This window comes from Dapis purpurea BLCC-M126, from assembly GCF_050015975.1.
In the GTDB taxonomy this organism is placed as follows: Bacteria; Cyanobacteriota; Cyanobacteriia; order Cyanobacteriales; family Microcoleaceae; genus Trichodesmium.
The window spans coordinates 40,215-64,388 of the sequence record NZ_JBNHER010000260.1; the positions used below are offsets into that span (position 1 = coordinate 40,215).

A 24,174-nucleotide genomic window follows, 5' to 3' on the forward strand; every position below is an offset into this window, starting at 1 on the left:
ACGTCACACCTTATGGAAAGTCACAGATAAATTTTTTTGAAGATAAAACTGATATTCTCAGGCATCAAGATAATAATTTTATTACTTAAATAATTGAGACAGGCTGAGGTTTAACCTATTTAAGTTTTGCTTTTGAAGTTCTGGATTTTTTTTAATTAACGAAAAAACTTTTCTTTATATTAATCATAATACTTTTTCCCCAGACTCTGGATATCCAAAAATTATAAGATATTTTGGTGGTCTTAGTCCTTATTTGATTTTGATGAATTGACCCGGCTATTATGGGAGCTATACTTTAAGCAAAATAATCTACCATGGATATTTTTTGTCAAAATGAGGGCTAGGTTAACTTAATAATATTAATTCTGACATAAATTGCTGCGACGCTTCAATTTGAAAATGAAATTTTTTTGAGGACTTGGTTCCCTCAGTTGGTAAAATAATACTTAAGTATCTAAGAACTAAAAATTACAATAGCCTATGGCAACTGTTACTACTTATCCTAATGCCCCAGATTTATCTGCTGATGATTATTTGGTTATTGGTTTAGCAACCTGCTTTGTTAAAGAAGATGGGGAAGTCTCTCAAGTAAAAATTGTTGAACCAATACCCTCAGCAGCTCTTGAAGCTATTGTTAAAGGAATACCTACTTCCTATCAGATAGCTTGTGGAACAACTTTGGGCAAAGTATTATCTGGAGAGACACCCCTACTACCTACAGATTTTCCTCCAGAATCTCAATTTTCTGATAATTTTGCTGAGAGAGCGATCGCTGCTACTCGCACATATAAAATTCATCCTGAAGTTAAATCTTTGGTTCCTCTAGGAAGTCGTCGTGATGATTTAAACTATTCTCTGGAACGTAAGAGAATATTAAATGCAGAAAATATTGTTAGTTCAGAAGACAATGTGAAGCAACACGAATATACTCACAAAGTTCTTTAATAGTAAAAGTATTCAGCTATCAGCTATTAGGTATTGCTTTTAGTTTTAGGTCAAGACTTTATTGATTAAGTGAGAACTAAATCTTACTACAAAAGTCGGCTTTAAAGTATATTATTTATTTTAACCTTTTACTTAAGGTTGGGGTATTATTGCTGATAGCTTACAGCTAATAACTAGCAAAAATTACAGTTATCTAAGATTAGGTATTTAATCGTGCTAAAACTTTATGGTGGTGCTCGTAGTCGGGCATCAATTGTTCATTGGTATCTTGAAGAAATAGAAGCTACTTATGAATTTATTACTCTTGATATGCAGTCAGAAGAACATCTCAAACCAGATTTTTTAGAGATTAATCCGACGGGAAAAGTACCTGCTATTGTGGATGGAGAATTTAAGCTTTGGGAATCAGGTGCTATTTTGTTGTACATTGCAGAAAAATATGGCAAAATGCCTGATTCTCTAGAAAAGAAAGCCGAAATTTTTCAGTGGGTATTGTTTGCCAATGCGACTCTCGGACCAGGAATTTTTGTAGAAGCAAGTCGGGAAAAAGAAACTCCCCGTTTATTAACTCCATTGAATAAAATTTTTGAGAATCAACCTTATTTAATGGGTGAAGAATTAAACGTTGCAGATATAGCAGTAGGTTCAATTTTAGCTTACGTTCCTATGATGTTAAAGCTAGATTTAAGTTCCTATGCTAGTGTTTTGGAATATATTAAACAGATTTCTGAAAGACCTGCTTTTCAAAAGACAATTGCTAATCGTTCTTAATATGTAAGCATTCAGCAGTCAGTTTTTAGTTATTATTTATTAGCTTCAAGCTAAGAGAGTATTGAGATAATGAGGGGCAATTAAATATATAGAGAAAAGCAAGTTTGCTAATCATAGCAATCATCAGGCTATCTTAAAATTTCAAAATCAAGAATTGTCTGGATAGACTTTCTAAATTTGTCGTTCATTTTTCTTGCTGAATGCTTATACTAATTCTCTAAATTAGCTATATTCAATAATTCAACAATATATTTTCAAACTGTCAATCAAGGTCTCTAGCAACTCAAAAATTTCTATTCTTGTACTTCTGACATCGACTTTTATGATGACGAGCAATCGATACTAATTATCAATTTATTTTTGAGAATTAATATTACTTTAAAGCAAGCAGAATAAATCACACAACAATCAACCAAAATAGACAATCTAAAAATAATTGATTTCTCTAGATTAAAAAGTTAGGGTACTCCTAAATATGCAAGGAGATCGATTGGTTTATCCCTTTAATTTTCAGAAAGTAGGTAGCAAAAATAATTACTTGTTTAGCATTAGTAAACTTAGTAGCTATCAGCTTCCAAATTATTATCAGCATATTGCTAATAATTTACAATGGAAGTTAATAGCTATATTTGGAGATTTGATTTTTATCTGAAACCTACTGCTGCTTGCCATACAAAAGCTAGCAACAAGAAGAAAACAGGAATTACTGGTAAAACATCAACTAACGGATCAAAAACTGAGTAAGCTTCTGGCAATTTTGCCAATAGCATTGCTAATTCCATGAAATCAACCTACCTTTTTTACACAAAATTTTTATAATATTAGTATATCTTAACATGATCCATTAACATCAAAATTCATCTCTTCAAATCTAAATCTCAACTAATGGGAATATTGGCCTTGCTGAATACAGTAATGAATCTTTGAGGGACAGAAACATCTCAAAACGTGAGGTAGTGAATTCATACCCAACTATCATGTTTGAGCATTTCTACCAAGGGATTAGCAAAAAAATAATGTACCAGTGTCTAGCTTTCTCGGTGGGCAAAATATTCTTTCGAGATTTTTCATTAGTTTATCTCTTGGTTTTGCTCACCCTTACTTTGGTACTTTAATTTAGACGCAAGTACCCAACTAGGAATAACACAAAGTCTTGGGATTTAGTCAAGCTAGAATGTTTACCATTGATTTGATGAAATATCAAATATAAAAGGAATGTCTAAGCAAGAACCAAATGAGTGGTTGAAGTGAATCTGCTCAAGTCAAAATTTTGATGAATTATACGAAAGGTATGATTAACGAATACTGCAATCCTTGTGAGATTATTCATAACGATCGTAAAATAGAGGCAATACCCTTGGAAGAGGTGGAGCATTTCATTTCTCCATAGATGGGATAAATTACTAAGCATTTAATACTTCTGTTGGCTTGGGGACTCTCTGCGAAACCCTTGAAGGGTAGGTGGGTACTCTCAACTACAAAACCATGCGTTATCAAGCTCATCAGTATCTAATGAAATTTTTAACCAAAGAATTGCGCTTGAGCGATCGTCGCGAACTTCTTCAAGAAATATTGAACAATTCCATCCCTATCACTAAGTCAAGATGTGGTACTTATCTTCTGTACTGTAACTGGCTCGAGAAACGGTTATCTTGAACAAATCAGGGATGTCTGCAAGATTTATCCCCTCAATTTGTATGGACAAACTTGAAGTTCCATTCAGCTTGCAACTGGTGCCTCCCTGTTGTGCTGTTTTTGATATGTATCTTAACAGGGAAATTTCCCACAGTGGTTTCCTAAAACAAGAGGATATTAGCCTAGATAGCTTCCTAGCCAATCGTTTTGGTTGTTACTATACCGATAAATGTAGAAATCTAGTAAGTCCTAAAATGTAATTTTCTTCTATATATAAATTTTTACCTTTATAAGGTATACAGGAATCCTGTTTGATTTGTGTGAACAAAAAATTCAATCCTAGTCCATTTTCAACTCTCAAGTCAAACGGGATTATTACAGGGATGAAAAATTTAAGGAAGGTATCTAGACAATTTTAGTAAATTTAATATTTCTTTTATTTATCTTATTCAATCTTAATTTATAAACCTGTATTTTGATTGCTCTTCTTGAGAGACTCTGAGCAAATAGGAATTAAAATCCAAGCAAATACCAAAATTAAAGCAACTATACCAAATTGTGCAACCCAGCTTACTAATTTTTCGAGAGGTACAACTTGTCCGATAAAAAAAGATAAACTTACCATTGTCAATGCCCAAATAGTTGCTCCAGCAAAATTACATAATAAGAATTTCCAGTAAGGCATTTGAGCAATTCCAGCTAAAGGTCCAGCAAAAATTCGTAATAAAGTGATAAACCTACCAAAGAATACTGCTTTAGCTGCATTTTTACTGAACTGATTTTTCACATCTATCAATTTTGTTTCTTTAATCCGGAATATTCTACCTAACTGCAACATAAATGGCCAACCGCCATACTTGCCAATCCAATATCCACAACTATCCCCGAATATAGCTCCCATAATTGCAGAACCTAACACATACCAATACATTAGCTTTCCACTACCAGCCAGAAATCCACCTACAAGTGTTATGGTTTCTCCAGGTAAGGGAATACCTGCATTTTCTAAGGCTATTCCTAAGAAAACTGCTAAATAACCATATTTATGGGCTATGAACTGAATTGTTTCTAATGATACAAATTCTAAGGACATTAGACGCTAACCTCTACCTTTAAGCTTACTTAATAAAATTTATCATTTTTTTATATTTTACCGTCAGGTAGTTTAAGATCGAGGGAACTTCTTTATTACTTGGATCATCTTAAATATTGGGAAAGGGATAAAGGAGATAGGAAGTATTTTTCAACCTCTTTCCTGTATTGCCTCTAATTACCTTCTAATTTCTACTAAAAAATTTATAGAGTTTTTGATTAAAAATAGGCTATAACCATCTCCTTTGTAAGTTATAAATAATCAAGCATACTGATTTTATTTAGGGTTTGCTGATTAAATATCAAAGTATTGATAAATAGGAGTGTCAGGCTTTTTGAGTTGTGAAAAAGTACCAGATTTTAGCCTGATCAAGCTAAAAAAGTGAGTATCTTGGGTTTGGTAGGGGCACCCAAGTTAAGAGATGATTTTTCCTTTGTAAGTCTTCTAAAACTCCTGATTCCTCTTGAGTTTTCACTACTCCCTACTCCCTGCCTTAGCAAAAAGACTTTTAAGCGCAAGCCCTATTTATATAGTCTAAAATTTATGAAAAGATCAAAGTATTGGCAGAGATAGTAGATAGGTTTTATATAGAAATTTTCCTACTACTTAGGTACAAAATTATAGGTTTTATAACAATAAAAAAAATGTTACTAATAAAAAAGAGGAATTAAAGGATTTTGCATTATATGGATATTTGAGCAAAAAGGGATGTTCATACTAATAACTAATAAATGATATTTAAACTATCTTATTGTCACTCCTAAACTCTAGCGAAAAAATCCAAATATTTATAGAAAAAATTTATCAAATTGTTATTAGGAAACAGATAACAGACAATAAAGATTACAAGTTTTTCTTACTAGCCTGAGAAACATTATATTAAGAAAAAAATAGCTCCGTCCTGATTTTTTTTATACATACAAAGGATTAATTGCATAGTATAAAAAATCAACTGTGTATAATGAAGGGCAAACTTTATCAAATTCACACTTTGTGGTTTTAATTCTCATTTTCACAAAATATTAGGAAATTTATGTCTCTAAATTTAGTATAATTTCCGGAATCGAATCAAAGTTTTTTGATTTTTGATAATTAGGCTATAGAAATTACTCTCCATAGCACCCATTTTTTTTAGAGTAAACTAAAAAAACTAAACTTCTTCTTTTTAATTAATGGTGATACCTATGAAAAATGTTGATCTCAAAAAACATATTATTTTAATTCCACACCACCGCTTAGACTTGGTTGAAGCGAATGCTATGAAGCAGAAATTTATATCTCTTCTAGAAAAACAATGCAATCTTTGGATTATTGATATGGCAAATGTTGAATTTATCGATAGTTCTGGTTTAAGTGCATTAGTTATTGGTTTAAAAACAGCTCGTGAACATGGTTATCGCTTAGTGATTTGTAATTTGAATCCTACAGTTAAGCTGACTTTTGAGATTACTCAATTAGATAGAGTCTTTCAAATTTTCAATAACCTTGATGAAATTTTTTCGGACTCTGATTTAAAATTAGCTGTAGCTTAGTTTATTATTAATTATATAATCGGCTCAGATGCTAACTTCAATAGCAATTGAGCTGATTTTATGACTTGCAATTAATAACTATTTCCTAGAAATTCAAAATTATCAAAATACTATTTTTGAGGCTGAAGTTTATACTTATGCTGATATAAAAATTAGTATTAATTTCAAAGCATATTTGCTAAAATTAAGCTTATCACTTAATTAGATTCCATTCAGCTTTTGAGTATATTCAAATAACTACTAAAGTTAGCTGATGACTAACTTCATCTATAACTTTTAATTCTTCTTGGACACTAATTTATCCTTGAGTTTAATCATTAGTTAGTTAATAACTCATAAGCTAATAGCTGACGGCTGAATGCTTACAAATTAAGCATTACCAAATGTAGGCATTTCTACAGAAGAACTAGATTGACCAGAACCAAAAGCAGGTAAGTCAAGACCATTAGCTCGACGGTTTCTAACTGCTAGACGATAACTAACACTCTGTAGCTCTGCATGAAGTTGACGGTTTTCTTTCTGTAACATTTCAACTTTTTCGAGCACTTCTGCAAGTCGCTCAGAAAATTTCTGACGATAAACTTCTGGTAGTTCTTGTACTACTTGTTCTAACATTTGGGAGCGATCTGTTAATTCTTGTACAGAATGACGCAAATTATATATTTCTGCATCTCGTTCAGAAATTTGTTGTTGATAAAAAGTTACTTGTTGTTCAACTTCGTTTAGCTGTTCTTTTACACTTTGCATTTGAGACTGGTAACGTTCCGGTACATTAGATGTTGGTACGATACTTGTATTGCCCTTAACTAAGCGAAAAAGTTCTTGAGACAATTGTTGGATTAATTGGTCTCGCATTTGTAATTCTTCGTTAAGACGAGACACTTCAACTTGGAGTTGTTGCGAATTTAACTTTTGGATCTGATTCACTGTAGTTTTGCTCCTTATTATTCAGTAGTTCGTTGATTTTATTTAAAAATACTATAGACTGTATGAACTAAATAGAATTATAAATTATGAAAAGTGGGGAGAATTCTCCCCTGGTTCCTAAGATTACTTTGATTTTTGAGCTGGGCAAAAACATCTAAAAATTCTGGAAGTCTTTGAAATTAAGTTTGATAGTATTTGGTCGCTATAAACACTCAAAAACATCATATCTAAGACCAGTCAGCAGTGTCAAAGTAAGATGCCTTTGCCCTGGATTTTCGAGTTAAGCAAAAACTCTTAAACCTTAAGATATTGCTATTCTACTGATGCTGCTACTGGTTCTGATGGATTTTGAGTATCTGTTTTGGTGACTTTGGGTATTTCCTGTTTAATTGTTAAGTAACGAATAACTTCTTCACTTAAACGCATTGCCCTTTCTAAAACTGCTATTTGAGTAGGAGGACCTTGATAGTTCATCTGGATATATGTACCTTCACGATGATCCTTTATCTCATAAGCTAAACGACGTTTACCACGATGTTGAATTTCTAGCTCATAAGCTCCCTGTTCCTGCAACATCTCTTTATATTTTGTAATTGCCTGCTCTACTTGTTCTTCAGTCAGATCCGGACGCAGGATATACATTGTTTCATACATGAATGGTCTCATAGAAATAACCTCCTTTTGGACAATATGGCTTCTACTAAAACTTATAATTAGAAGAAGCAAGGATCTTCTATCATACAAAATTTTTGCTAAACATCCTAGTGCTAATTTTAAAAATCTTTAGCGGACTTGCATATAAACAGCATCAGAAATAGTTGGTATTTCTGCGTAACGCCCCATTGCTGACTGAACTACTGTATAGATACATGAACCTAAAATTCCTAGGAATATCATATTAGAAAGAGTTTCCATAATAAATCCTCCTAAACTACCCCCTAGTATTGATAAAATTAGACCACACAAAATCAAAACAATGTCTAACAGAATTGCCTGCATCGTATTAAAACGAATAAAGTGAGATATATTATTATTTCTCACTACCAGTAAAAACAGAGCAAAGAAAACTATGAAGCCAAGGAAAGGTATACCTCGGTAAATTTGTAACAAAGGTCCAAGAGGAATTAAAATTAGTTGTAAAGGAGGAAACTGTTGAAATAAGTATCTTCCATACACTAATCCATCTAGTAAGGGTAAGAGGTAGGGTAAACAAGCAAAAATTCGGTCTTGAATTGTTGTGGAACCACGCCAAGTCATTATAAAATACTCCTGAATTTAGTAAGATATAAACAGATATAAATTCAGGATAGCGCATTGACATATATAGAATCCCTCAAGTCAATGGATTCTCCTAGACTCTAGTATCAGAGATTAATGATTATTTCAGAGCGCTTAACTAACTATGCGCTAGCAAAAGTTAGCCAGAAACAGGGCTTTACTAAGTCGTTTAGGTAGTTAGCCTAAGTTTTCGGATGCCCAACCATAATGTAATGGTTAATAAAATTTTTGAATCGTGATAGTTTGTTAATTTTCCTAGCTTACTTTCTCCCAGTATTCGCAACTGACATACATAAGCCCACTAATCAGCATTAAAACATCTTTATTTATATACCCATAATGGGGAGTCTAACTCAAAGGTTTCGTGCTTTTTATTCGGACTTTTTATTTGATAGCAAGAGTTGTCCTAAAAAACTAAGGCTTTAAAACAAAATTATCGGTAACTTAGATAACTTTCATTCGATGAGAATGATATTTGCCACTCTGCAAAAATTCCAAATTTTAATTAATCAAATCAAAAGTAATTATTCTATACTTGCGATACGAAAACCCATTTCACATTCATAAAGTAATTATTCTATACTTGCGATACGAAAACCCATTTCACATTCATACTGATCTGGTTGAGTATCTGCTAATTTAGGAACTGGATGACCACAACGTAGTTGACCACCTTTCCATCGGGGTTGACCACTTTGATTAGCTAATAAACAACCTTGACAAACTCGTTGAGGATCAACAAGCTCATTTTCCATTAAGATAACTAACATAATTACACCTCCAGGGATATCCCATCTGGTGTTTATATTTTAAGCTACGATTATAGTATATAAGAGCAAATTGCTACAGAATTTAATATTTATCAAATATCCTAGAGTCAAAATTTAGAAAAATTTCTATTAATTTCTACTGATTAAAAATGATTAAAAAAAATTTCTGATGGTTAATTATTTATTCCCACACAAGAGACCAAATTTAATTAAGCCTCGTTCATATCCACGACTCATTAACTCTAGGGAAAGAGCAGCTTGAATTGTTGTCCAACCACTGAATAGTAAACTAACAAGAACTTTAGGGTCAAAAGCTGATTCAATCACTACATCCCAGAAAGGAGCAACAGCAGTTGACCAGTCAGCAGTACAGATATTTTGAAAACCGATATCTTGGGCGATCGCTTCATACTCTGGCAAAGAAATAACATAAGGTAAGGCATAAACCCGATAAATATCACCTAAGTGTCTTCGTTCATCATCAGTAAGTTGTCCATCAAGCCCATCTACTGGACGATGACACCAAGTAGCCATAATTATTGTGCCACCAGGCTTTAGGACTCGATGGCATTCTTGCAAAAATTTTTGTTTGTTGGGCATATGTTCTCCACTTTCGAGAGACCAAACCAAGTCATAAGACTCATCAGCAAAGGGCATCTCTAAGGCATTGGCCACTATGAAATTAGTCTGTTGACTTAAGTTGGCTAACTCAGACCGTTCCTTGGCTCTTTTGGCCTGCACAGGAGAAAGGGTGATGCCAGTAGCACTGGCATTAAACTTTTCGGCTAAGTAGAGTGTACTACCACCGATACCACAACCTAAATCAAGGATTGAGGTAGGAGGCCACAAACTTGATGCTTCATTTCGTGCTCCCCAGTGAAGTAGTTCCTCAATCATATCTATTTGAGCTTGTCGCCTGTTTTTTTTCTGTTTACCATCTAGCCCATAGTAGCCGTGGTGCATATGTTCGCCCCATACTTGTTCCCACAAACTAGAGGAAGCATCATAGAATTGTTGAATTTGTTCAATTAGGGTTGAGGTCATTTCAGTTATCAATTATCAATTATCAATATCTCCAGCAATAGGGAGACTTAAAAACCGGAATTTTATTTTTAATTTACCTTGTAGAATGAAAGCTGATAGTGCAGCCAAGGGGAGGCTTTATACCTTATTTCATGCTCATAATTATAGATTAATTAGGGGTGGCTGATTAAATCTCAAAGCATTGAAAAATAAAGGTTTGAGCTTTTTTAAGTCTGGAAAAAGTACAAGGTTTCCTTCTAAAAAGCTCAAAAAGTGAGGATTTTGGGTTGACTATTGGCTGAAAAATCAAGAGATAATTCTGACTCCTGCCTTCTCTAAATTCCCCATTCCTCCTGTCTCCCATCTTCTGTCTCCTGACTCCTACTCTTACTCATAAGACTTTTGAGCGCAAACCCTAATTAAGGTTCTAAATTTATGAGTTGGACTTATACAATTTCTTTATAACAATTTCCTTTGCATAAGTCCTATTTATTTTATTAGACTATTATATCTTTAGTAAAAATATAAAAAATTCAAGGTTATTGTTCCTTCAACAACTCACTAAAAATATAAACATACATACTAAAAAATTGCAATGACTGTAGCTCGAACTATTTGTCAAGGTTTTATAGTTGTTATTGGTATTGGAACTATATTACTAATGTTACCTATCTCTATGAGTGATGGGAATTGGAGTCATCCTGTAACTGCTTTATTCACAGCAACTTCTGCCGTTTGTGTAACTGGACTGTCAGTCGTGAATGTAGGAGAATATTATTCATTTTGGGGGCAGTTTTTCCTATTATTATTAGTTCAAATTGGAGCTTTTGGTTATATGACTGCTACAACTATTCTTTTGTTGTTGCTGGGTCGTAAATTTAGTCTAAAAGAAAAAGTCGCTCTTCAGCAATCTTTAGAACAGGTCGGATTAGCAGGTGTGGAAGGTTTAATCAAGTCAATTTTAGCGACAACAATTGTGTTTGAATTGACTGGTATTTTGTTATTATTATTAGTTTTTGTGCCAATTCATGGTATTCAAGAAGGTTTTTGGTATTCTATTTTTCATAGCGTTAATGCTTTTAACAATGCTGGTTTTAGTTTGTATTCGGATGGGTTTGTTCAATATGTTAAGTCTCCGTTGCTAAATTTTGTAATTACAGGCTTGATTATATTTGGTGGGTTGGGCTATCAAGTTATTATGGAAATGTTTTTATGGCTTAAAAGACGTTGGCAAGGAAAACAACCATGTCACACTTTTTCTCTACATTTTAAAGTAGTGACTAATACTACTATTTTTCTATTAATAGTTGGTTTAATTGCTTTTTTTATTGCCGAATTTAATAATTCTAATACTCTAGAAAATTTAAACCTAGGAGAAAAATTAATTGCTGCTTGGTTTCAATCTGTTACTACTAGAACTGCTGGTTTTAACACTATTGATATTGGCAATTTGACTGATGCTGGTTTATTTATCACTATTGCTTTAATGTTTATTGGTGCTAGTCCTGGAAGCACTGGAGGAGGGATTAAAACTACAACTTTTAGAATATTATTCAACAGTACAAAAGCAGCTCTAGAAGGTAGGGATGAAGTATTATGTTATCAGCGAAAGATTCCAATTATAGTTATTATTAAAGCTATTGGTATAGTTTTTGCATCAACTATATTGGTGGCTGTTGCTACTACTGTAATTGTATTTACTGACCAAAAATTGGAATTAACTCAGATTTTCTTTGAGGTTGTATCTGCTTTTGCTACGGTTGGTTTATCTAAAGGTGTTACTTCTAATTTTACAATTCCCGGACAATTAGTTTTAATTGCAACAATGTATATAGGTAGAGTAGGTGTATTATTGTTGGTTTCAACTGTTTTTGCTGAAAAAAAGCCTAGTGTAGTTGAATATCCAGAGGAAAATTTATTTGTATAATTATTTGTATTTTGCGTTGTATAATCCATTGAATGAGATTAGAAATGATCAATTCTTTAACTGATAATATTTCCCCACATTTGTTGAGAATAGCAAACAGGGAAGATCAAAGAGATAAAAGGAACAGAAATTGATACATTTGATAAATGTTACAGAATAGAGTTCATTAATTGATAATTGATAATTACCTCTGGTTAAAACCGAGAGGATTGAATATAAGGAAATATTATTTCTTCTCAAGGGGAGATTGGATATGGCGTTTAGCTAGCGCACAACTTCGTTAACGGCTAAAAGCCGACATGAAAAGCGGAGCGGCTCTGTTAAGAGCGGGAAACCTCGCCATCTCTGGACCGCTTTTTTCCTCTTAAAAGAGCAGGCTTTAAACCTGAATTATTTAATTAATAATTAATAATTAATAATTATTCAGTAAAAGCCAATAAAATTCTTGGATATCCAACGATTTTCTTTGACTGTAAACTTCAATATTAAGTTGATTAACAGTATCATAAATTACAGCAATCACCACTTAAAACTTTTTCAATTATTCCATAAATCTGCAATGGGATTATTTCACTTATTGATGCTTAAGCCAAAACTAAAACAAAATTAGGGCTACCTAAATTTTCTAAATTCACTTGTTCAAAACTTTTCTTTGATTGGTAGAATCTGAAAATAGATATTTGGAGGCAGCGTTGTCTTGGCTATTAAATCAAATATAACGCTGAATTTATAGTGAAATTATCATCTTTGAATTTTTGGCAAAATTTGCGCCCGGAAAATAAACAATTTGCTGTAATTGGTTTAGGCAGATTTGGTAGAGCTGTTTGTGAAACATTACACAATTTAGGTTATGAAGTCTTAGCTATTGATAGAGAAGAAAAAATGGTAAATCAGGCTCTAACTGATGAAATTTCTTCTCATGCTTTTAAATTAGATTCAACAGAAATTAATGCGATTAAACAGGCTGGTATTTTAGACTTTGACACAGTAATTGTCGCAATTGGTAATTATTTGGCAGAAAGTATTACTACTACTCTTAATCTCAAAGAAGCAGGAGTAAAGTTTGTGGTAGCTAAAGCTTCTTCTAAAACTCATAAGAAACTGTTAGAAAAAGTTGGAGCAGATTATGTAGTTTTTCCTGAAAGAGAAATGGGTTTGGAATTAGCACGATTACTAACTAAACCCAGAATAATTGAGAAATTTGACATCGACCCAGATCATAGTATTGTAGAAATTATTGTACCGGATAAATTTGATGGTAAAACTATTGCTGATTTAGAAATACGGAATAAATATGGTTTAAATTTATTGGCAGTTAGTGCTCAGGGTGAAAAATTTACAATTAATCCCAAGCCAACTACAATTTTACAAAAAGGAATAGCAATAATTGTGCTTGGCTCTAATCAAGATATTAATCGTTTGCCAAAGTAATAGGAAAATGATAAAAATTTATAGATATTTTTGATAAGGTAAATTTAAAAAATGCTTACGGTAAGAGAAAGATAAAAATAGGATTGAATTCATAACTGAAATATAGCTACTTCTATGTAGTGCTTTGGCAACAAAAAAACTACCTTAGGGATAGCCATAGATTTACAGCAGATTCGGTAATTAATATGATAAAACTAACAGGGTAAATATTTTTTTTCCTTTCTTCCTACTGATATCCCCTACCTATTTTCTGCTGCCTAATACCATATATATTTGTACTTCATCAAGTAAGAAACTCCTGTAATATTTACGGCTTATTGAAAAAGTATTATTGGGTGAGGGTAGGAAATGGGGAATAAGCTGCGTGGCAAAAATCTGATTATTAATTTTTCTACATTTTTTCCTCAACTTACTAGGAAAATTTCATATTTTTGAGCTTGATTTAATCCTATATCTGTCACTTTTTTATAATTCCATAGCAATTAAATATCTGATATCTATCTGTTATAAATTTATTCAGCTAGCCCAATTTAGTCTATAAACAATCAAGGGAAAAATAATTTAAGGTAATTATGGGAGAATTTTCTGGTTATCAAGAGGCAAAATTTACAACTAATTTGGTGCAAAAATATTTGCCGTGGCTTTATAGTTTTTGGAAGTTTGCTCGTCCACATACAATTATTGGTACAACATTAAGTGTGCTGGCTTTATATCTAATTGCCATAGGCGATCGCTCGGATTTTTTTAATCAATCTTCGTTTATATATAGTTTAATTCTATTATTGGTAACTTGGATAAGTTGTCTATGTGGAAATGTTTATATAGTAGGATTAAATCAGTTAGAGGATGTGGAAATAGATAAAATTAATAAACCTTATCTGCCTATAGCTGCTGGTGAATTTTCTCGCTTTTCTGGTCAAATGATTGTGGCAATAATGGGTGTTTTGGCTTTAAGTTTAGCTCTGATTAGCGGACCGTTTTTATTATGTACAGTTGGAATAAGTTTGGCAATTGGTACAGCTTATTCTTTGCCTCCTATCCGATTAAAAAGATTTCCTGTTTTGGCAGCGTTATGTATTTTTACTGTGCGGGGAGTAATTGTCAATTTAGGCATATTTTTAAGTTTTTTTTGGGGATGGGAAAAATTTGAAGAAGTCTCAGGAAGTTTAAATAAATGGATGGGAGAAATAGGTGAAATAATTTTACTCAAAAAAAGCTTGATAATTCCAGAAATTCCTCCGACAGTATGGGCGCTAACTTTGTTTGTGATAGTCTTCACTTTTGCCATTGCCATTTTTAAGGATATTCCAGATATTGAAGGAGACCGTCAATATAATATCAATACATTTACGATTAAGTTAGGAGCATTTGCTGTATTTAATTTGGCAAGATGGGTATTAACAATTTGCTATATCGGTATGATTATATTTGGTGTAACTTGGTCGGCAAATATTAATCTAATTTTTTTGCTAATAACTCATTTATTTGCTTTGGGTATAATGTGGTGGTTTAGTCAAAAAGTAGACCTACAAGATAAAAAGGCGATCGCTGATTTTTATCAATTTATTTGGAAATTATTTTACCTAGAATATCTAGTTTTTCCCATAGCTTGCCTTTTATCGTAGTCATAGTGAAGATAAAAATTTAGGAGTTTATCTAACCATAAATTTATGCCATTAAGAGCTATCTTAAATAATCAAGAATTATTAGCCCCACTACTATCTGATAAGCAATGGAAAGAATTAAAACGAAAAAAAGTTCAAGTTGTTTTATCTTGTTGTAAAGCAGTAGGATATCTAAGAAACTCAAAATTGAAAACTAAGCATTTTGTTCATAATAATAAAAATTAATATATAGCAATCCTAAATAGGTTGTGACAAATTAAAAAGTAAATAAAAAAGTTGAAACTCTTACCTGTTGCCTGTTGCCTGTTCCCTGTTCCCTAAAAAGCAGTAAGATTTTTGCCACGAATAAAATAGGATTGCTATATATCATATGTTATTGTGATGGAAATTGAATTGACCTAAACTATGTGAATTGCTATACTCATTATGTAAACAAAAAGAAAATAACACAAAAAAGTTTTTATGTGCGGCATAGTAGCATTGTTATCAAATGATTATCTAATTTCCGAGTCATCTTTTGAGGTTAGCTCAAAAGAGACTGGTTCCCAAGAGGTTGATTCCAAAGAGGTTTGCTCCAAAAAAGTTGCCTCCAAAGAAGCTCTAACAATTACCAGATAATTTTATGATCAGTTAGTTTAGTTATATTGGCATCATCTCAAATTACAGTCTTTGGCTTGATATGAGATGATGCCAATTTGATGAGTTTTATTCTTTTTTGGTAATAGATAATGGTTCAAAAGGTGAATCATAACAGAAAGAACTAACTCTTGGATGGAGAAATTTAAAAGCTTGGCCAAAAACTTTGAAAGAACCCTGGAAAATGCTACTGCCAAGATTAATCATTTTTTGACTCGACTAATGCTCAAGATATTAGCTTTGGCTAACTCTAATGACAGCTATATCACCAAAGTTTTTAAAGATACCAAATTAGTTCTATAATTAGGTAGAGCATTAATCCTATCTGATCAAACGATGAATCACACAGAATTAACACAAAAAGATAAGATTATTCTCTCAGTCATTATTCCCTGTTTTAACCATGGTCAGTACCTATTAGAAGCCATAGCAAGTGTAGAAGCTTGCACAGAAAATTTCTACGAAATAATTATTATTAATGATGGTTCGACTGACCCTTTGACTTTAGAGGTGATAAATTCCTTAAAACAGAAGAATTATCTTGTACTTGAGCAGCCAAATCAGGGACAAGCCAAAGCTCGGAACACCGGAATTAAAGCAGCTAAAGGTCATTATATTTTACCGCTGGATTCTGATAATAAAATCAGAAAAGAAATGATAATTAAAGGAGTTGAAATTTTAGAAAGTAACCCAGAAGTAGGAGTTGTATATGGTGATATAAAATTTTTTAATAATGATGGAAAAGTTTATAAGTTTCGTGTTCCGAACGGCTACGGTGTTGCCCAATATATTAATGAAAAAGAATGGATATGGAGGCTGCCAGATTTTCACTTGTACCGTATGGTTATTATGTATTATTTAGATGCTTGTGCCGTATTCCGGAAATCAGCTTGGCAAGAATGTGAAGGATATGAGACGAAAATACCCGTTAATGGTTTTGAAGATTGGGAACTGTGGTTAAATATAGCTCAGAGAGGATGGAAATTTCATCATATACCTGAAGTGCTACATGATTATCGCTTCATCTATGACCCGGCACAGAAGGAATGGCACGTTCGTGAAAAGCAAAAATTAGCCAAGAAGTATATCCAAGAAAAACATCGCGATCTCTTTTTAAAAGCAGCAGTATGGATAAAATCTATGACAGCAACCTCAGTAGACATCTCCAAAAATTTGTAAAGTCTTTCATCACAAGATAAAACGTCGATCGCTGATTTTTATCAGTTTATTTGGAAATTATTTTACCTAGAATATCTAGTTTTTCCTATCGCTTGCCTTTTGTAAGTTATAAAGTCAAAAGTCAAAAGTCAAAAGCAAGAAAATTTATAATTTTGTCTGACTTTGAACAACTAGACTCCCCAGAAATTGGAGATAGATATCTACTACCAATGTGAAAAAAGAATATGATAAATTATGCAATTACTGATTTTATTTATTGGTGAAAACGAAGGATTATAGTTTTAAGTTAAAAGTCAAAAGTCAAAAGTAAGAAAATTTATAGGAAAACTAAATATTGCTCATTGGTGCTATTCTCCAACTAAAGATTTTTGTTGCAACTACTAATTTAGATTTACTTACTGATATAAATATGACTAAATTACTAGGAAAAGTATATATTGTTGGAGCTGGCCCCGGAAATAAAGAATATTTGACAATCAAAGCACATTCCCTAATTACTGAAGCAGAAGTCTTAATTTATGATGCTTTAGTTAGTGACTCAATTCTACAATTAGCACCAGAAAATTGTTTAAAAATAGAGATGGGTAAACGTGGCGGTAAACCCAGTATCTCTCAGTCAGAAATTAATAACTTATTAGTAGAAAAATGTCGTTTAGGCAAACAAGTAATTAGACTAAAAGGAGGAGACCCTTTTATTTTTGGTCGTGCTGCTTCAGAAATTCAAGCATTAATTGAAGCTGGTTGTGAATTTGAAGTTGTACCAGGAATTTCTTCTGCATTAGCTGCACCTTTACTGGCAAATATTCCTCTAACAGATGCAGTAATGAGTAGAACTTTTTTAGTCTTAACTGCTCACGACATAGAAGCATTAGACTGGGAAAAAATATCTCAGATTGAAACTTTAGTAATTTTAATGGGTGGAAAAAATTTAGGTGAAATTGTACATCAGTTATTAAGACATGAAAGAACACCTCAAACTCCTGTAGCTATTATCCAAAATTGTGCAACTCCTAAACAACAAATTTGGATTGGTACTTTGAGGGATATTGCTCAACAAACTTATGCTGAATATTTGTCACCTTGTGTGATAATAGTGGGGGAAGTAGTCAGACTAAGAGATTATTTACAATATCCAAATAATATGGTTCGAGAAAAGTCAGAAGCAAAAGCAGAAATAGCACCTTTAGCAAATAAAACTATTTTAGTAACTCGTTCAGCAGGTCAGTCAAGTAAGTTTACTGAACTTCTAAAAAAAGAAGGAGCAAAAGTAATTGAAATGCCAGCTTTAGTTATTACTCCACCTTCAAGTTGGCACGATTTAGATATGGCTATTAATAATATAGATAGTTTTAATTGGTTAATTCTGACTTCTACAAATGGAGTGGATTATTTTTTTGAAAGATTGACAGAAAAAGGTAAAGATAGTCGTGCTTTAGCTGGAGTAAAAATAGCAGTAGTTGGTAAAAAGACGGCAGAAAGTTTGAAGAGTTTTGGTCTAGCACCAGATTTTATTCCACCTAATTTTGTTGCTGACTCTTTAGTGGCAAATTTTCCTGAAAAATTGAGTGGAAAAAAGATTTTATTTCCTAGAGTAGAAACTGGTGGTAGAGAAGTTTTAGTCAAGGAGTTAAATAGTCAAAGTGCAGAGGTAATAGAAGTAGCTGCTTATGAATCTAGTTGCCCAGAAAATATTGCACCTGAAGCTTTATTAGCTCTACAGAATTTGCAGATAGATATTATTACTTTTGCTAGTTCTAAAACTGTGAAAAATTTTTGTTATTTAATTGAGGAAAATCAGGATAAGTTACCCGAAAATTGGTTAGAAAATATTTGTATTGCTTCTATTGGACCTCAAACTTCTCAAAGTTGTCAAAATTTATTAGGTAGAGTAGATGTGGAAGCTCAAGAATATACTTTAGATGGGTTGACTGAAGCTATTATTAATTTGGTGAGAGTAGGTTAAAAGTCAAAATTTAAAAGTTAAAAGTGAGAAAAAAGGAAAAATTTAAACAAAGAAACTCAAAAGTTAAAACTAATCCTTACGATAAAATGTTACCGAATTATTAATAATTAATAATTAAATAATTCTGGTTTAAAGCCTCCCCTTTTAAGGGAAAAAAAGTGCTAGGATATTTCCTTATCTTCAATCCTCTCGGTTTTAACCAGAGGTAATTATCAATTATCCATTATCAATTATCAATTAATTACAACCTATTTAGAATTGCTGTAGCTATAATTTGTCTTCCTTTCTCTTGTTTATTCCTTCTATATAAAACTTTAAGTAACGTAAAAATATCCAAGTCAATGTAGAGCCTAATATATAGTACAAAAAATCCCACCATACAAAAGTATTTCCTAACAACAGCCTCCCAATTAAAGTAGATCTAATAGCTTGTAAAAAAGGTGGTTTCCATAATTGGAGAAATTCTAGAAATGAAGTGACAATAAAAACCCAAAAAGCAACCCAACCAGCAGGAAGTTGAGGACGAATAAAAATCACTAATAAAATCCAGAATGCTTCATAAAAAATCGAACTAAAAGAATTGTTCAGCCATTCAGAAAATATTCCTTCATAGAATTTAGTTGCCAAACCTAAAATTACAGTAAAAATCAAGCATACTAAAATAATATTTCTATATTTTTTCATATTAACCTACCATTACGCACTTCAAAAGGTAATATAAAAAATAAGAATTCAGGAGTCAGAATAAAAATGGTACAGTTGCTCCTAAATTCTAATTATATGGTGAAGGTACACAAGAATGAGTCAAAAGCCACCTAGAATAACCCTGCTGATAGGCATCAATATAAATTAACTGTTGTCTTAATCCTGCTAAACCTAACTTATTTATTCCCACTTCTGGAAATTCATTTAATCTAGCTTTTGCTCTCAAACAACCATCTTCAAACCCTATAGCTTGCAAATACATTTCACTCTTATTAATACTGATGTACTCACCTAAGTCAATTTGAAACTGTAGATAACCGCGAAGATAAGCATCAGCATAAATTTTTTGTTCTATTATTTCTACTATGTTTAGTTTCTGAATTCCTGCTTCTATGAATTGACCTAAACCAGATTTAGACCTCTGATAACCATCAATAAAGCCTTTCGCTTCAATGGCATTTCTTGTTTCTATAGAGAGAATATTGCTCCTTATTTCTCCAGCAAAAATTGGTTTTTCAATAGCTATTATATAACTTAGTAACAGAAATGCTTTGCCAACAATAATTAACAATTTATACAATGTTTTTTTAGTTTTCCTTCCTATATTATATAACAAGCAAATATGTTTTAAAGAAAACCCAAACAAGAAATAAATACTGTTCATATAAGCTGAGAAAAAAAATTTGCTGGTTTTATGATTAAACATTACTATTAATGTTTAATCATATATACAATTTTTAATAATGTTGATAATTACACAGTAAGTGAAATTAACATAAAATCAAGTCCTTAAATCGACTAAAAAAAAACCTTATCCTCCATATTCTGGTCAGGTTTTTTCTTTTTAGGAGTTAGATTCATACACCCATAATTTCTACTTTTCCAGTTCTGTTATAGCAGTTTTCATTAATATAGAGTACAGAGATTTAGGTTTAAAGGAAGAAGAAAGAAGAAAGAAGTTTTGTAGTCTACCTTTGTGAAAACCGCTATAAAATGCTAAAAATTATTTATAAGTATTCAAGTGAAAATTATAATTAATACTAATTAGGGGCGGATATGCGGATATAAGGATATAACTAAAATATTCTTGACTCACCGAATAAGCATTTTACTTAAAAGCAAAGTTGAAAGCCTTGTCTATGTGCAAGTAGGTATGAAAATGATCGAGTTGTTTAGGCTTGATAACTTGAGATGAACTGTGCTAATCTATCATCACGAAATTATCAAGGCTTTGCACAATCATCTCGAATATCTAAAGCAGAAATCACCTAAGTAAGAAAAAACGGTCTAAATAATATAAACGTTAGTTTAACTAGACAACTGAAAATAATGGCAGCTTAGAATTAGTAAATGATTGGCTTAATTTAGGTTAGGTGAACCACTCCACTCTGAAAGGAAATTTACATCAAAAGTAAGCTCAATGTATGTGATTTTAATCACTAGCATCTCAAGATGTTAATCACCACCAGCTTAAAGCGTTTAGGCTAACCTTAACTTCTGCCATTGAAGCTATGTATTAATTATGTACGGCTTGCTGATTAAATCTAAAAGCATTGATAGATAAAGGTTTTAGGATTTTTCCCCTTCATAAAGTCTGGCTTTTTCTGCTTGATAAAGCAGAACGTTAGGGTTTTGACGAGAATAATTGCAGAAAAATTGAGGGATAAAATATTCGACTAACTCCTCTAAATTCCCCATGTCTTATGTCTCCTATATCCTGTATCCTGTCTCCTCCCTTCACCCATAAGACTTTTCAACAAACCCTATGTAGATTTGAATAACGTGGTTGTAACCCCTTGCTGCTTCGAGAGGCAACATTGATTATGTAATGATTATGTAAGTCGCAATCTCACAGCTAGCCTAACAGGATTGGTGTTTCCTGAATCCTTATTCAATGATATGAAAAATATTTTTATTTTCCAGTTAAAACTAAATCTAAAATTGCTTTAGCAGCCCGATCGCAAACTCCTTCTTTTCCCAAAGATTGACGCATTTCCTGATAATCATTCAATGCCTTATTTCGGCGTTGAGAATTTAATAAAAGTTCCAAAGCTTCAGAGACAATATTTTCAGGAGTAGCATTTTCTTGGAATAATTCTGGCACGATAGACTTCATATTTACCAGGTTAGGTGGAGACATAAATGGAATCGAAAACCTCAGAATATTCCTAGCAACCCAAACAGTTATTGGATTAACTTTATATATTACGACTTGAGGTACATTTAGCAAAGCTATTTCCAAATTTACAGTACCAGATTTAGCGATCGCTAAGTCAGCTCCAGCCAGAATTTCTAAATTGTTCCTTTCTTGTATTTCTTGACTATTTTGTGCAAAAGATGGATAAATTGTTGCGTGTAGTTGATACTTTTTAATTGCCTCTTCAATAGGATAACGATAAGTCTCTAAAGATAGAGGAATCAGAAAATGAACGTGGGGTAATTTTTCCTGAATTATTTGAGCAGCTTGAAACATTATAGGCATTAAATATTTAACTTCTTGTTGCCTAGAAGCAGGCAATAAAGCGATCGCCAATGTATCTGGAGCTATTTCCAAAGCACTACGAGCTTCTTCTCTAGTAGGAGCAGTTTTAAGCCTATCAATAATAGGATGACCCACCCAAGTAACGTCAGCTCCGTGTTGCCGAAAATAATTTGCTTCTCCTGGAAAAATAGCTAAAAGTTTATCTGTCAAATTCACTATTTTAGCTGTTTTATCCTTTCCCAAAGACCAAACCCATTCTTGAGGAGCAATGTACCAAATAATCGGCCAATTCGGCCAGGTTTTGCGAATATAATTACCAATACTAAGATTCGGCCCCATATAGTCAATTAAAACAACTATATTAGGAGATTCGTTGTGTAAATATTCCCTAGCTTTTTGTTGAATTTTCAGAGTAGGCAAAACAAAAGGCAAAGATTCAATAATTCCTACAGAGCCAATTTTAGTTGTATTTGCCAACAAAGTAGCACCAGCAGCAGCCATTCGCTCGCCTCCCAACGCTACAATATCCAAATTTAAACCCTGAAGTTGAGCTTGATGGTAGAGCGCTTCAACTAACATGGCACCTTGTAAGTCTCCAGAAACTTCACCTGTACTAATAAAAATTTTGATGGGAGCCATATCAGTTATCAGTTATCAGTTATCAGCAAAATTTGTAGGGTGTGTCTTTACCAGAAATCTCTAGAAAAGAGGGAAGAGGAAACAGGGAGAAATAATTGATTTTATTTTTGATTTTTGCAGATGTCTACTACTAAGATTTACGCTGTAAAAGGCATTTAACAACTTGACAAAAAAGACAATTTTAGATCTAAAAATGGTGTTGAAGTAATTTATTCTAACTCCTGACTCCTGACTCCTGACTCCTAAAAAATCCCCTAATCTCCCTTAGACATTTTTCCAGGCATCGGTCCACGACGCTTAGACCCAAGAGACATACTTAAGAACTGATGCAATTCTTGTATATAGTTATTCTCTGAAAGTAACTCTAATTCGTTTAAAGCTTCACTAAAAAGTTTACCCGAACGATAGAGAATCCGAAAAGCCTTTTTCAATGCTGCTAAATCTGTACTGGTCAAACCAGCACGTTTTAATCCTACTAAATTGAGCGATTTTACCAAACAAGGATTTCCCTCCACTAACATAAATGGTGGTACATCTCTAACTACACGACCCATGCCACCCACCATTGCCATTTTGCCAATATGAACAAACTGATGAATACCCAAAACACCACCAATTACAGCTTTAGACTCAATTTTGATGTGACCTGCTAAAGATACAGCATTAGCTATGACCACAGAATCTTCAATAATGCAATTATGAGCCACATGAACATAAGCCATTAGTAAATTACCATTACCAATCACGGTACTCTCTCCTGCATAAGTAGCACGGTTAACCGTAACAAATTCCCTGATTTGGTTATTGTCACCAATTTTTACCATACTTGGAGCACCAGCATATTTTAAATCTTGTGGTTCTAGACCAATAGCTGCCCCAGGAAAAATTCGATTACCAGAGCCAATTTCTGTTGGCCCTTCAATCACAACATGAGGGCCAATGGTAGTTCCTGCCCCTACCTTAACTTGTTCCCCAATTACAGCATAAGGTCCCACCTGAACAGTGGGATGCAGTTCGGCACTTTCAGCAATAACTGCTGTTGGGTGAATCAGAGTAGGCATATTTCAATCCATCATTGAAAACATCAAATCCCCTTCTGCAGCTTTTTGACCATCCACTTCTGCAATACCTCGCATTTTTGCAAACCTACCACCTTTAATAGATAGTAATTCTGTGGTTAATATTAGCTGGTCTCCTGGTACTACTGGACGGCGGAATTTTACCTTATCCATAGCTGCAAATACAAATAACCCCTCCTGAATATCAGGCATTTGAGCAAATATTATACCTCCAACTTGAGCCAATGCTTCTATGATTAAGACCCCTGGCATAATTGGTCTTGAGGGAAAATGTCCTTGAAAATGTGGTTCATTAAAAGTCACGTTTTTAATTCCAACTGCTTTTTCTCCCGGTAAATATTCTATGATGCGATCTACCAAAGCAAAGGGGTATCGATGAGGTAATAGTTTGTGAATCTCCTCAATAGTCAGAATATTTGCCTCAGTAGTTGCAGCGTCTTGATTTTGCTTAGTTTGAGGATTTTCTGTGGTGGCTGTCAAATCAGTTGTAGTTTTTTCAGAGGTTGACATTTGTACAGTTATTGATTGGTGGTA

At 32.9% G+C, this 24,174-nt stretch carries 24 protein-coding genes; 11 read left to right on the forward strand and 13 right to left on the reverse strand.

Annotated features, from left to right (window positions below; translation table 11 throughout):
- The first annotated feature begins 480 nt into the window (after nucleotides 1-480).
- Both ACP6PL_RS23560 and ACP6PL_RS23565 read left to right on the forward strand, forming a co-directional pair.
- Nucleotides 481-945, forward strand: coding sequence for a hypothetical protein (locus tag ACP6PL_RS23560; RefSeq protein ID WP_426547728.1), 465 nt, complete (start codon nucleotides 481-483; stop codon nucleotides 943-945).
- A gap of 213 nt (nucleotides 946-1,158) precedes the next feature.
- A complete protein-coding gene (locus ACP6PL_RS23565; RefSeq protein ID WP_426547729.1) occupies nucleotides 1,159-1,716 on the forward strand; it encodes a glutathione S-transferase family protein in 558 nt (185 codons plus the stop codon).
- A 644-nt stretch (nucleotides 1,717-2,360) separates the two neighbouring features.
- Here ACP6PL_RS23565 and ACP6PL_RS23570 read toward each other — a convergent pair.
- The gene (locus tag ACP6PL_RS23570; RefSeq protein ID WP_094677471.1) at nucleotides 2,361-2,498 is read right to left on the reverse strand and encodes a photosystem II reaction center protein K; all 138 of its coding nucleotides are present in this window, start codon (nucleotides 2,496-2,498) and stop codon (nucleotides 2,361-2,363) included.
- A 703-nt stretch (nucleotides 2,499-3,201) separates the two neighbouring features.
- On the opposite strand from ACP6PL_RS23570, the gene ACP6PL_RS23575 reads away from it, so the two are divergent.
- On the forward strand, nucleotides 3,202-3,372 hold the full coding sequence (locus tag ACP6PL_RS23575; RefSeq protein WP_426547730.1) for a hypothetical protein: 171 nt from the start codon (nucleotides 3,202-3,204) through the stop codon (nucleotides 3,370-3,372).
- A 439-nt stretch (nucleotides 3,373-3,811) separates the two neighbouring features.
- Here the strand turns inward: ACP6PL_RS23575 and ACP6PL_RS23580 are convergent, their stop codons facing one another.
- Nucleotides 3,812-4,444: a DedA family protein gene (locus tag ACP6PL_RS23580; protein WP_426547731.1), complete on the reverse strand. Its 633-nt coding sequence runs from the start codon at nucleotides 4,442-4,444 to the stop codon at nucleotides 3,812-3,814.
- 1,184 nt (nucleotides 4,445-5,628) lie between these two features.
- Between ACP6PL_RS23580 and ACP6PL_RS23585 the strand changes: the two genes are divergently transcribed.
- Nucleotides 5,629-5,976, forward strand: coding sequence for an STAS domain-containing protein (locus tag ACP6PL_RS23585; RefSeq protein WP_426547732.1), 348 nt, complete (start codon nucleotides 5,629-5,631; stop codon nucleotides 5,974-5,976).
- Nucleotides 5,977-6,345: 369 nt separating this feature from the next.
- Here ACP6PL_RS23585 and ACP6PL_RS23590 read toward each other — a convergent pair whose 3' ends face one another.
- The 5 genes from ACP6PL_RS23590 to ACP6PL_RS23610 form a co-directional block, all read right to left on the reverse strand.
- A complete protein-coding gene (locus ACP6PL_RS23590) occupies nucleotides 6,346-6,903 on the reverse strand; it encodes an Npun_F5560 family protein (RefSeq protein WP_426547733.1) in 558 nt (185 codons plus the stop codon).
- A gap of 312 nt (nucleotides 6,904-7,215) precedes the next feature.
- Nucleotides 7,216-7,569 carry a 30S ribosomal protein S6 gene (rpsF, locus tag ACP6PL_RS23595; protein ID WP_426547734.1) on the reverse strand — a complete coding sequence of 118 codons (354 nt, stop codon included), beginning with the start codon at nucleotides 7,567-7,569 and terminating at the stop codon, nucleotides 7,216-7,218.
- Nucleotides 7,570-7,686: 117 nt separating this feature from the next.
- The gene (locus ACP6PL_RS23600; protein ID WP_426547735.1) at nucleotides 7,687-8,160 is read right to left on the reverse strand and encodes a Tic20 family protein; all 474 of its coding nucleotides are present in this window, start codon (nucleotides 8,158-8,160) and stop codon (nucleotides 7,687-7,689) included.
- A gap of 593 nt (nucleotides 8,161-8,753) precedes the next feature.
- Nucleotides 8,754-8,951, reverse strand: a complete 198-nt coding sequence (locus ACP6PL_RS23605) for a hypothetical protein (RefSeq protein WP_426547736.1) — start codon at nucleotides 8,949-8,951, stop codon at nucleotides 8,754-8,756.
- A gap of 177 nt (nucleotides 8,952-9,128) precedes the next feature.
- Nucleotides 9,129-9,995 (reverse strand): methyltransferase domain-containing protein, encoded by an 867-nt coding sequence (locus tag ACP6PL_RS23610; protein ID WP_426547737.1) that lies wholly within the window; start codon nucleotides 9,993-9,995, stop codon nucleotides 9,129-9,131.
- Between the two features lie 574 nt (nucleotides 9,996-10,569).
- Between ACP6PL_RS23610 and ACP6PL_RS23615 the strand changes: the two genes are divergently transcribed.
- The 7 genes from ACP6PL_RS23615 (at nucleotide 10,570) to cobA (ending at nucleotide 18,735) form a co-directional block, all read left to right on the forward strand.
- The gene (locus tag ACP6PL_RS23615; protein ID WP_426547738.1) at nucleotides 10,570-11,901 is read left to right on the forward strand and encodes a TrkH family potassium uptake protein; all 1,332 of its coding nucleotides are present in this window, start codon (nucleotides 10,570-10,572) and stop codon (nucleotides 11,899-11,901) included.
- Nucleotides 11,902-12,633: 732 nt separating this feature from the next.
- Nucleotides 12,634-13,332, forward strand: coding sequence for a potassium channel family protein (locus tag ACP6PL_RS23620; RefSeq protein ID WP_426547739.1), 699 nt, complete (start codon nucleotides 12,634-12,636; stop codon nucleotides 13,330-13,332).
- A 572-nt stretch (nucleotides 13,333-13,904) separates the two neighbouring features.
- On the forward strand, nucleotides 13,905-14,957 hold the full coding sequence (locus tag ACP6PL_RS23625; protein ID WP_426547740.1) for a homogentisate phytyltransferase: 1,053 nt from the start codon (nucleotides 13,905-13,907) through the stop codon (nucleotides 14,955-14,957).
- 45 nt (nucleotides 14,958-15,002) lie between these two features.
- Complete coding sequence (locus tag ACP6PL_RS23630; RefSeq protein WP_426547741.1) at nucleotides 15,003-15,182, forward strand: competence protein CoiA family protein; 180 nt, start codon at nucleotides 15,003-15,005, stop codon at nucleotides 15,180-15,182.
- 564 nt (nucleotides 15,183-15,746) lie between these two features.
- Nucleotides 15,747-15,896, forward strand: a complete 150-nt coding sequence (locus ACP6PL_RS23635) for a hypothetical protein (RefSeq protein WP_426547742.1) — start codon at nucleotides 15,747-15,749, stop codon at nucleotides 15,894-15,896.
- Between the two features lie 33 nt (nucleotides 15,897-15,929).
- Nucleotides 15,930-16,772, forward strand: coding sequence for a glycosyltransferase family 2 protein (locus ACP6PL_RS23640; protein ID WP_426547743.1), 843 nt, complete (start codon nucleotides 15,930-15,932; stop codon nucleotides 16,770-16,772).
- 409 nt (nucleotides 16,773-17,181) lie between these two features.
- Complete coding sequence (gene cobA, locus ACP6PL_RS23645; RefSeq protein WP_426547845.1) at nucleotides 17,182-18,735, forward strand: uroporphyrinogen-III C-methyltransferase; 1,554 nt, start codon at nucleotides 17,182-17,184, stop codon at nucleotides 18,733-18,735.
- A gap of 267 nt (nucleotides 18,736-19,002) precedes the next feature.
- Here cobA and ACP6PL_RS23650 read toward each other — a convergent pair whose 3' ends face one another.
- The 6 genes from ACP6PL_RS23650 to fabZ all read right to left on the reverse strand — a co-directional run bounded on the left by ACP6PL_RS23650 (nucleotide 19,003) and on the right by fabZ (nucleotide 24,150).
- On the reverse strand, nucleotides 19,003-19,419 hold the full coding sequence (locus ACP6PL_RS23650; RefSeq protein ID WP_426547744.1) for a ribosomal maturation YjgA family protein: 417 nt from the start codon (nucleotides 19,417-19,419) through the stop codon (nucleotides 19,003-19,005).
- Between the two features lie 88 nt (nucleotides 19,420-19,507).
- Nucleotides 19,508-20,020, reverse strand: coding sequence for a hypothetical protein (locus tag ACP6PL_RS23655; RefSeq protein WP_426547745.1), 513 nt, complete (start codon nucleotides 20,018-20,020; stop codon nucleotides 19,508-19,510).
- 989 nt (nucleotides 20,021-21,009) lie between these two features.
- Complete coding sequence (locus ACP6PL_RS23660; protein ID WP_426547746.1) at nucleotides 21,010-21,138, reverse strand: hypothetical protein; 129 nt, start codon at nucleotides 21,136-21,138, stop codon at nucleotides 21,010-21,012.
- 214 nt (nucleotides 21,139-21,352) lie between these two features.
- On the reverse strand, nucleotides 21,353-22,561 hold the full coding sequence (lpxB, locus tag ACP6PL_RS23665) for a lipid-A-disaccharide synthase (protein ID WP_426547747.1): 1,209 nt from the start codon (nucleotides 22,559-22,561) through the stop codon (nucleotides 21,353-21,355).
- A gap of 254 nt (nucleotides 22,562-22,815) precedes the next feature.
- Nucleotides 22,816-23,622 (reverse strand): acyl-ACP--UDP-N-acetylglucosamine O-acyltransferase, encoded by an 807-nt coding sequence (lpxA, locus tag ACP6PL_RS23670; RefSeq protein ID WP_426547748.1) that lies wholly within the window; start codon nucleotides 23,620-23,622, stop codon nucleotides 22,816-22,818.
- Between the two features lie 3 nt (nucleotides 23,623-23,625).
- Nucleotides 23,626-24,150 (reverse strand): 3-hydroxyacyl-ACP dehydratase FabZ, encoded by a 525-nt coding sequence (gene fabZ / locus ACP6PL_RS23675; protein ID WP_426547749.1) that lies wholly within the window; start codon nucleotides 24,148-24,150, stop codon nucleotides 23,626-23,628.
- Nucleotides 24,151-24,174 lie beyond the last annotated feature (24 nt).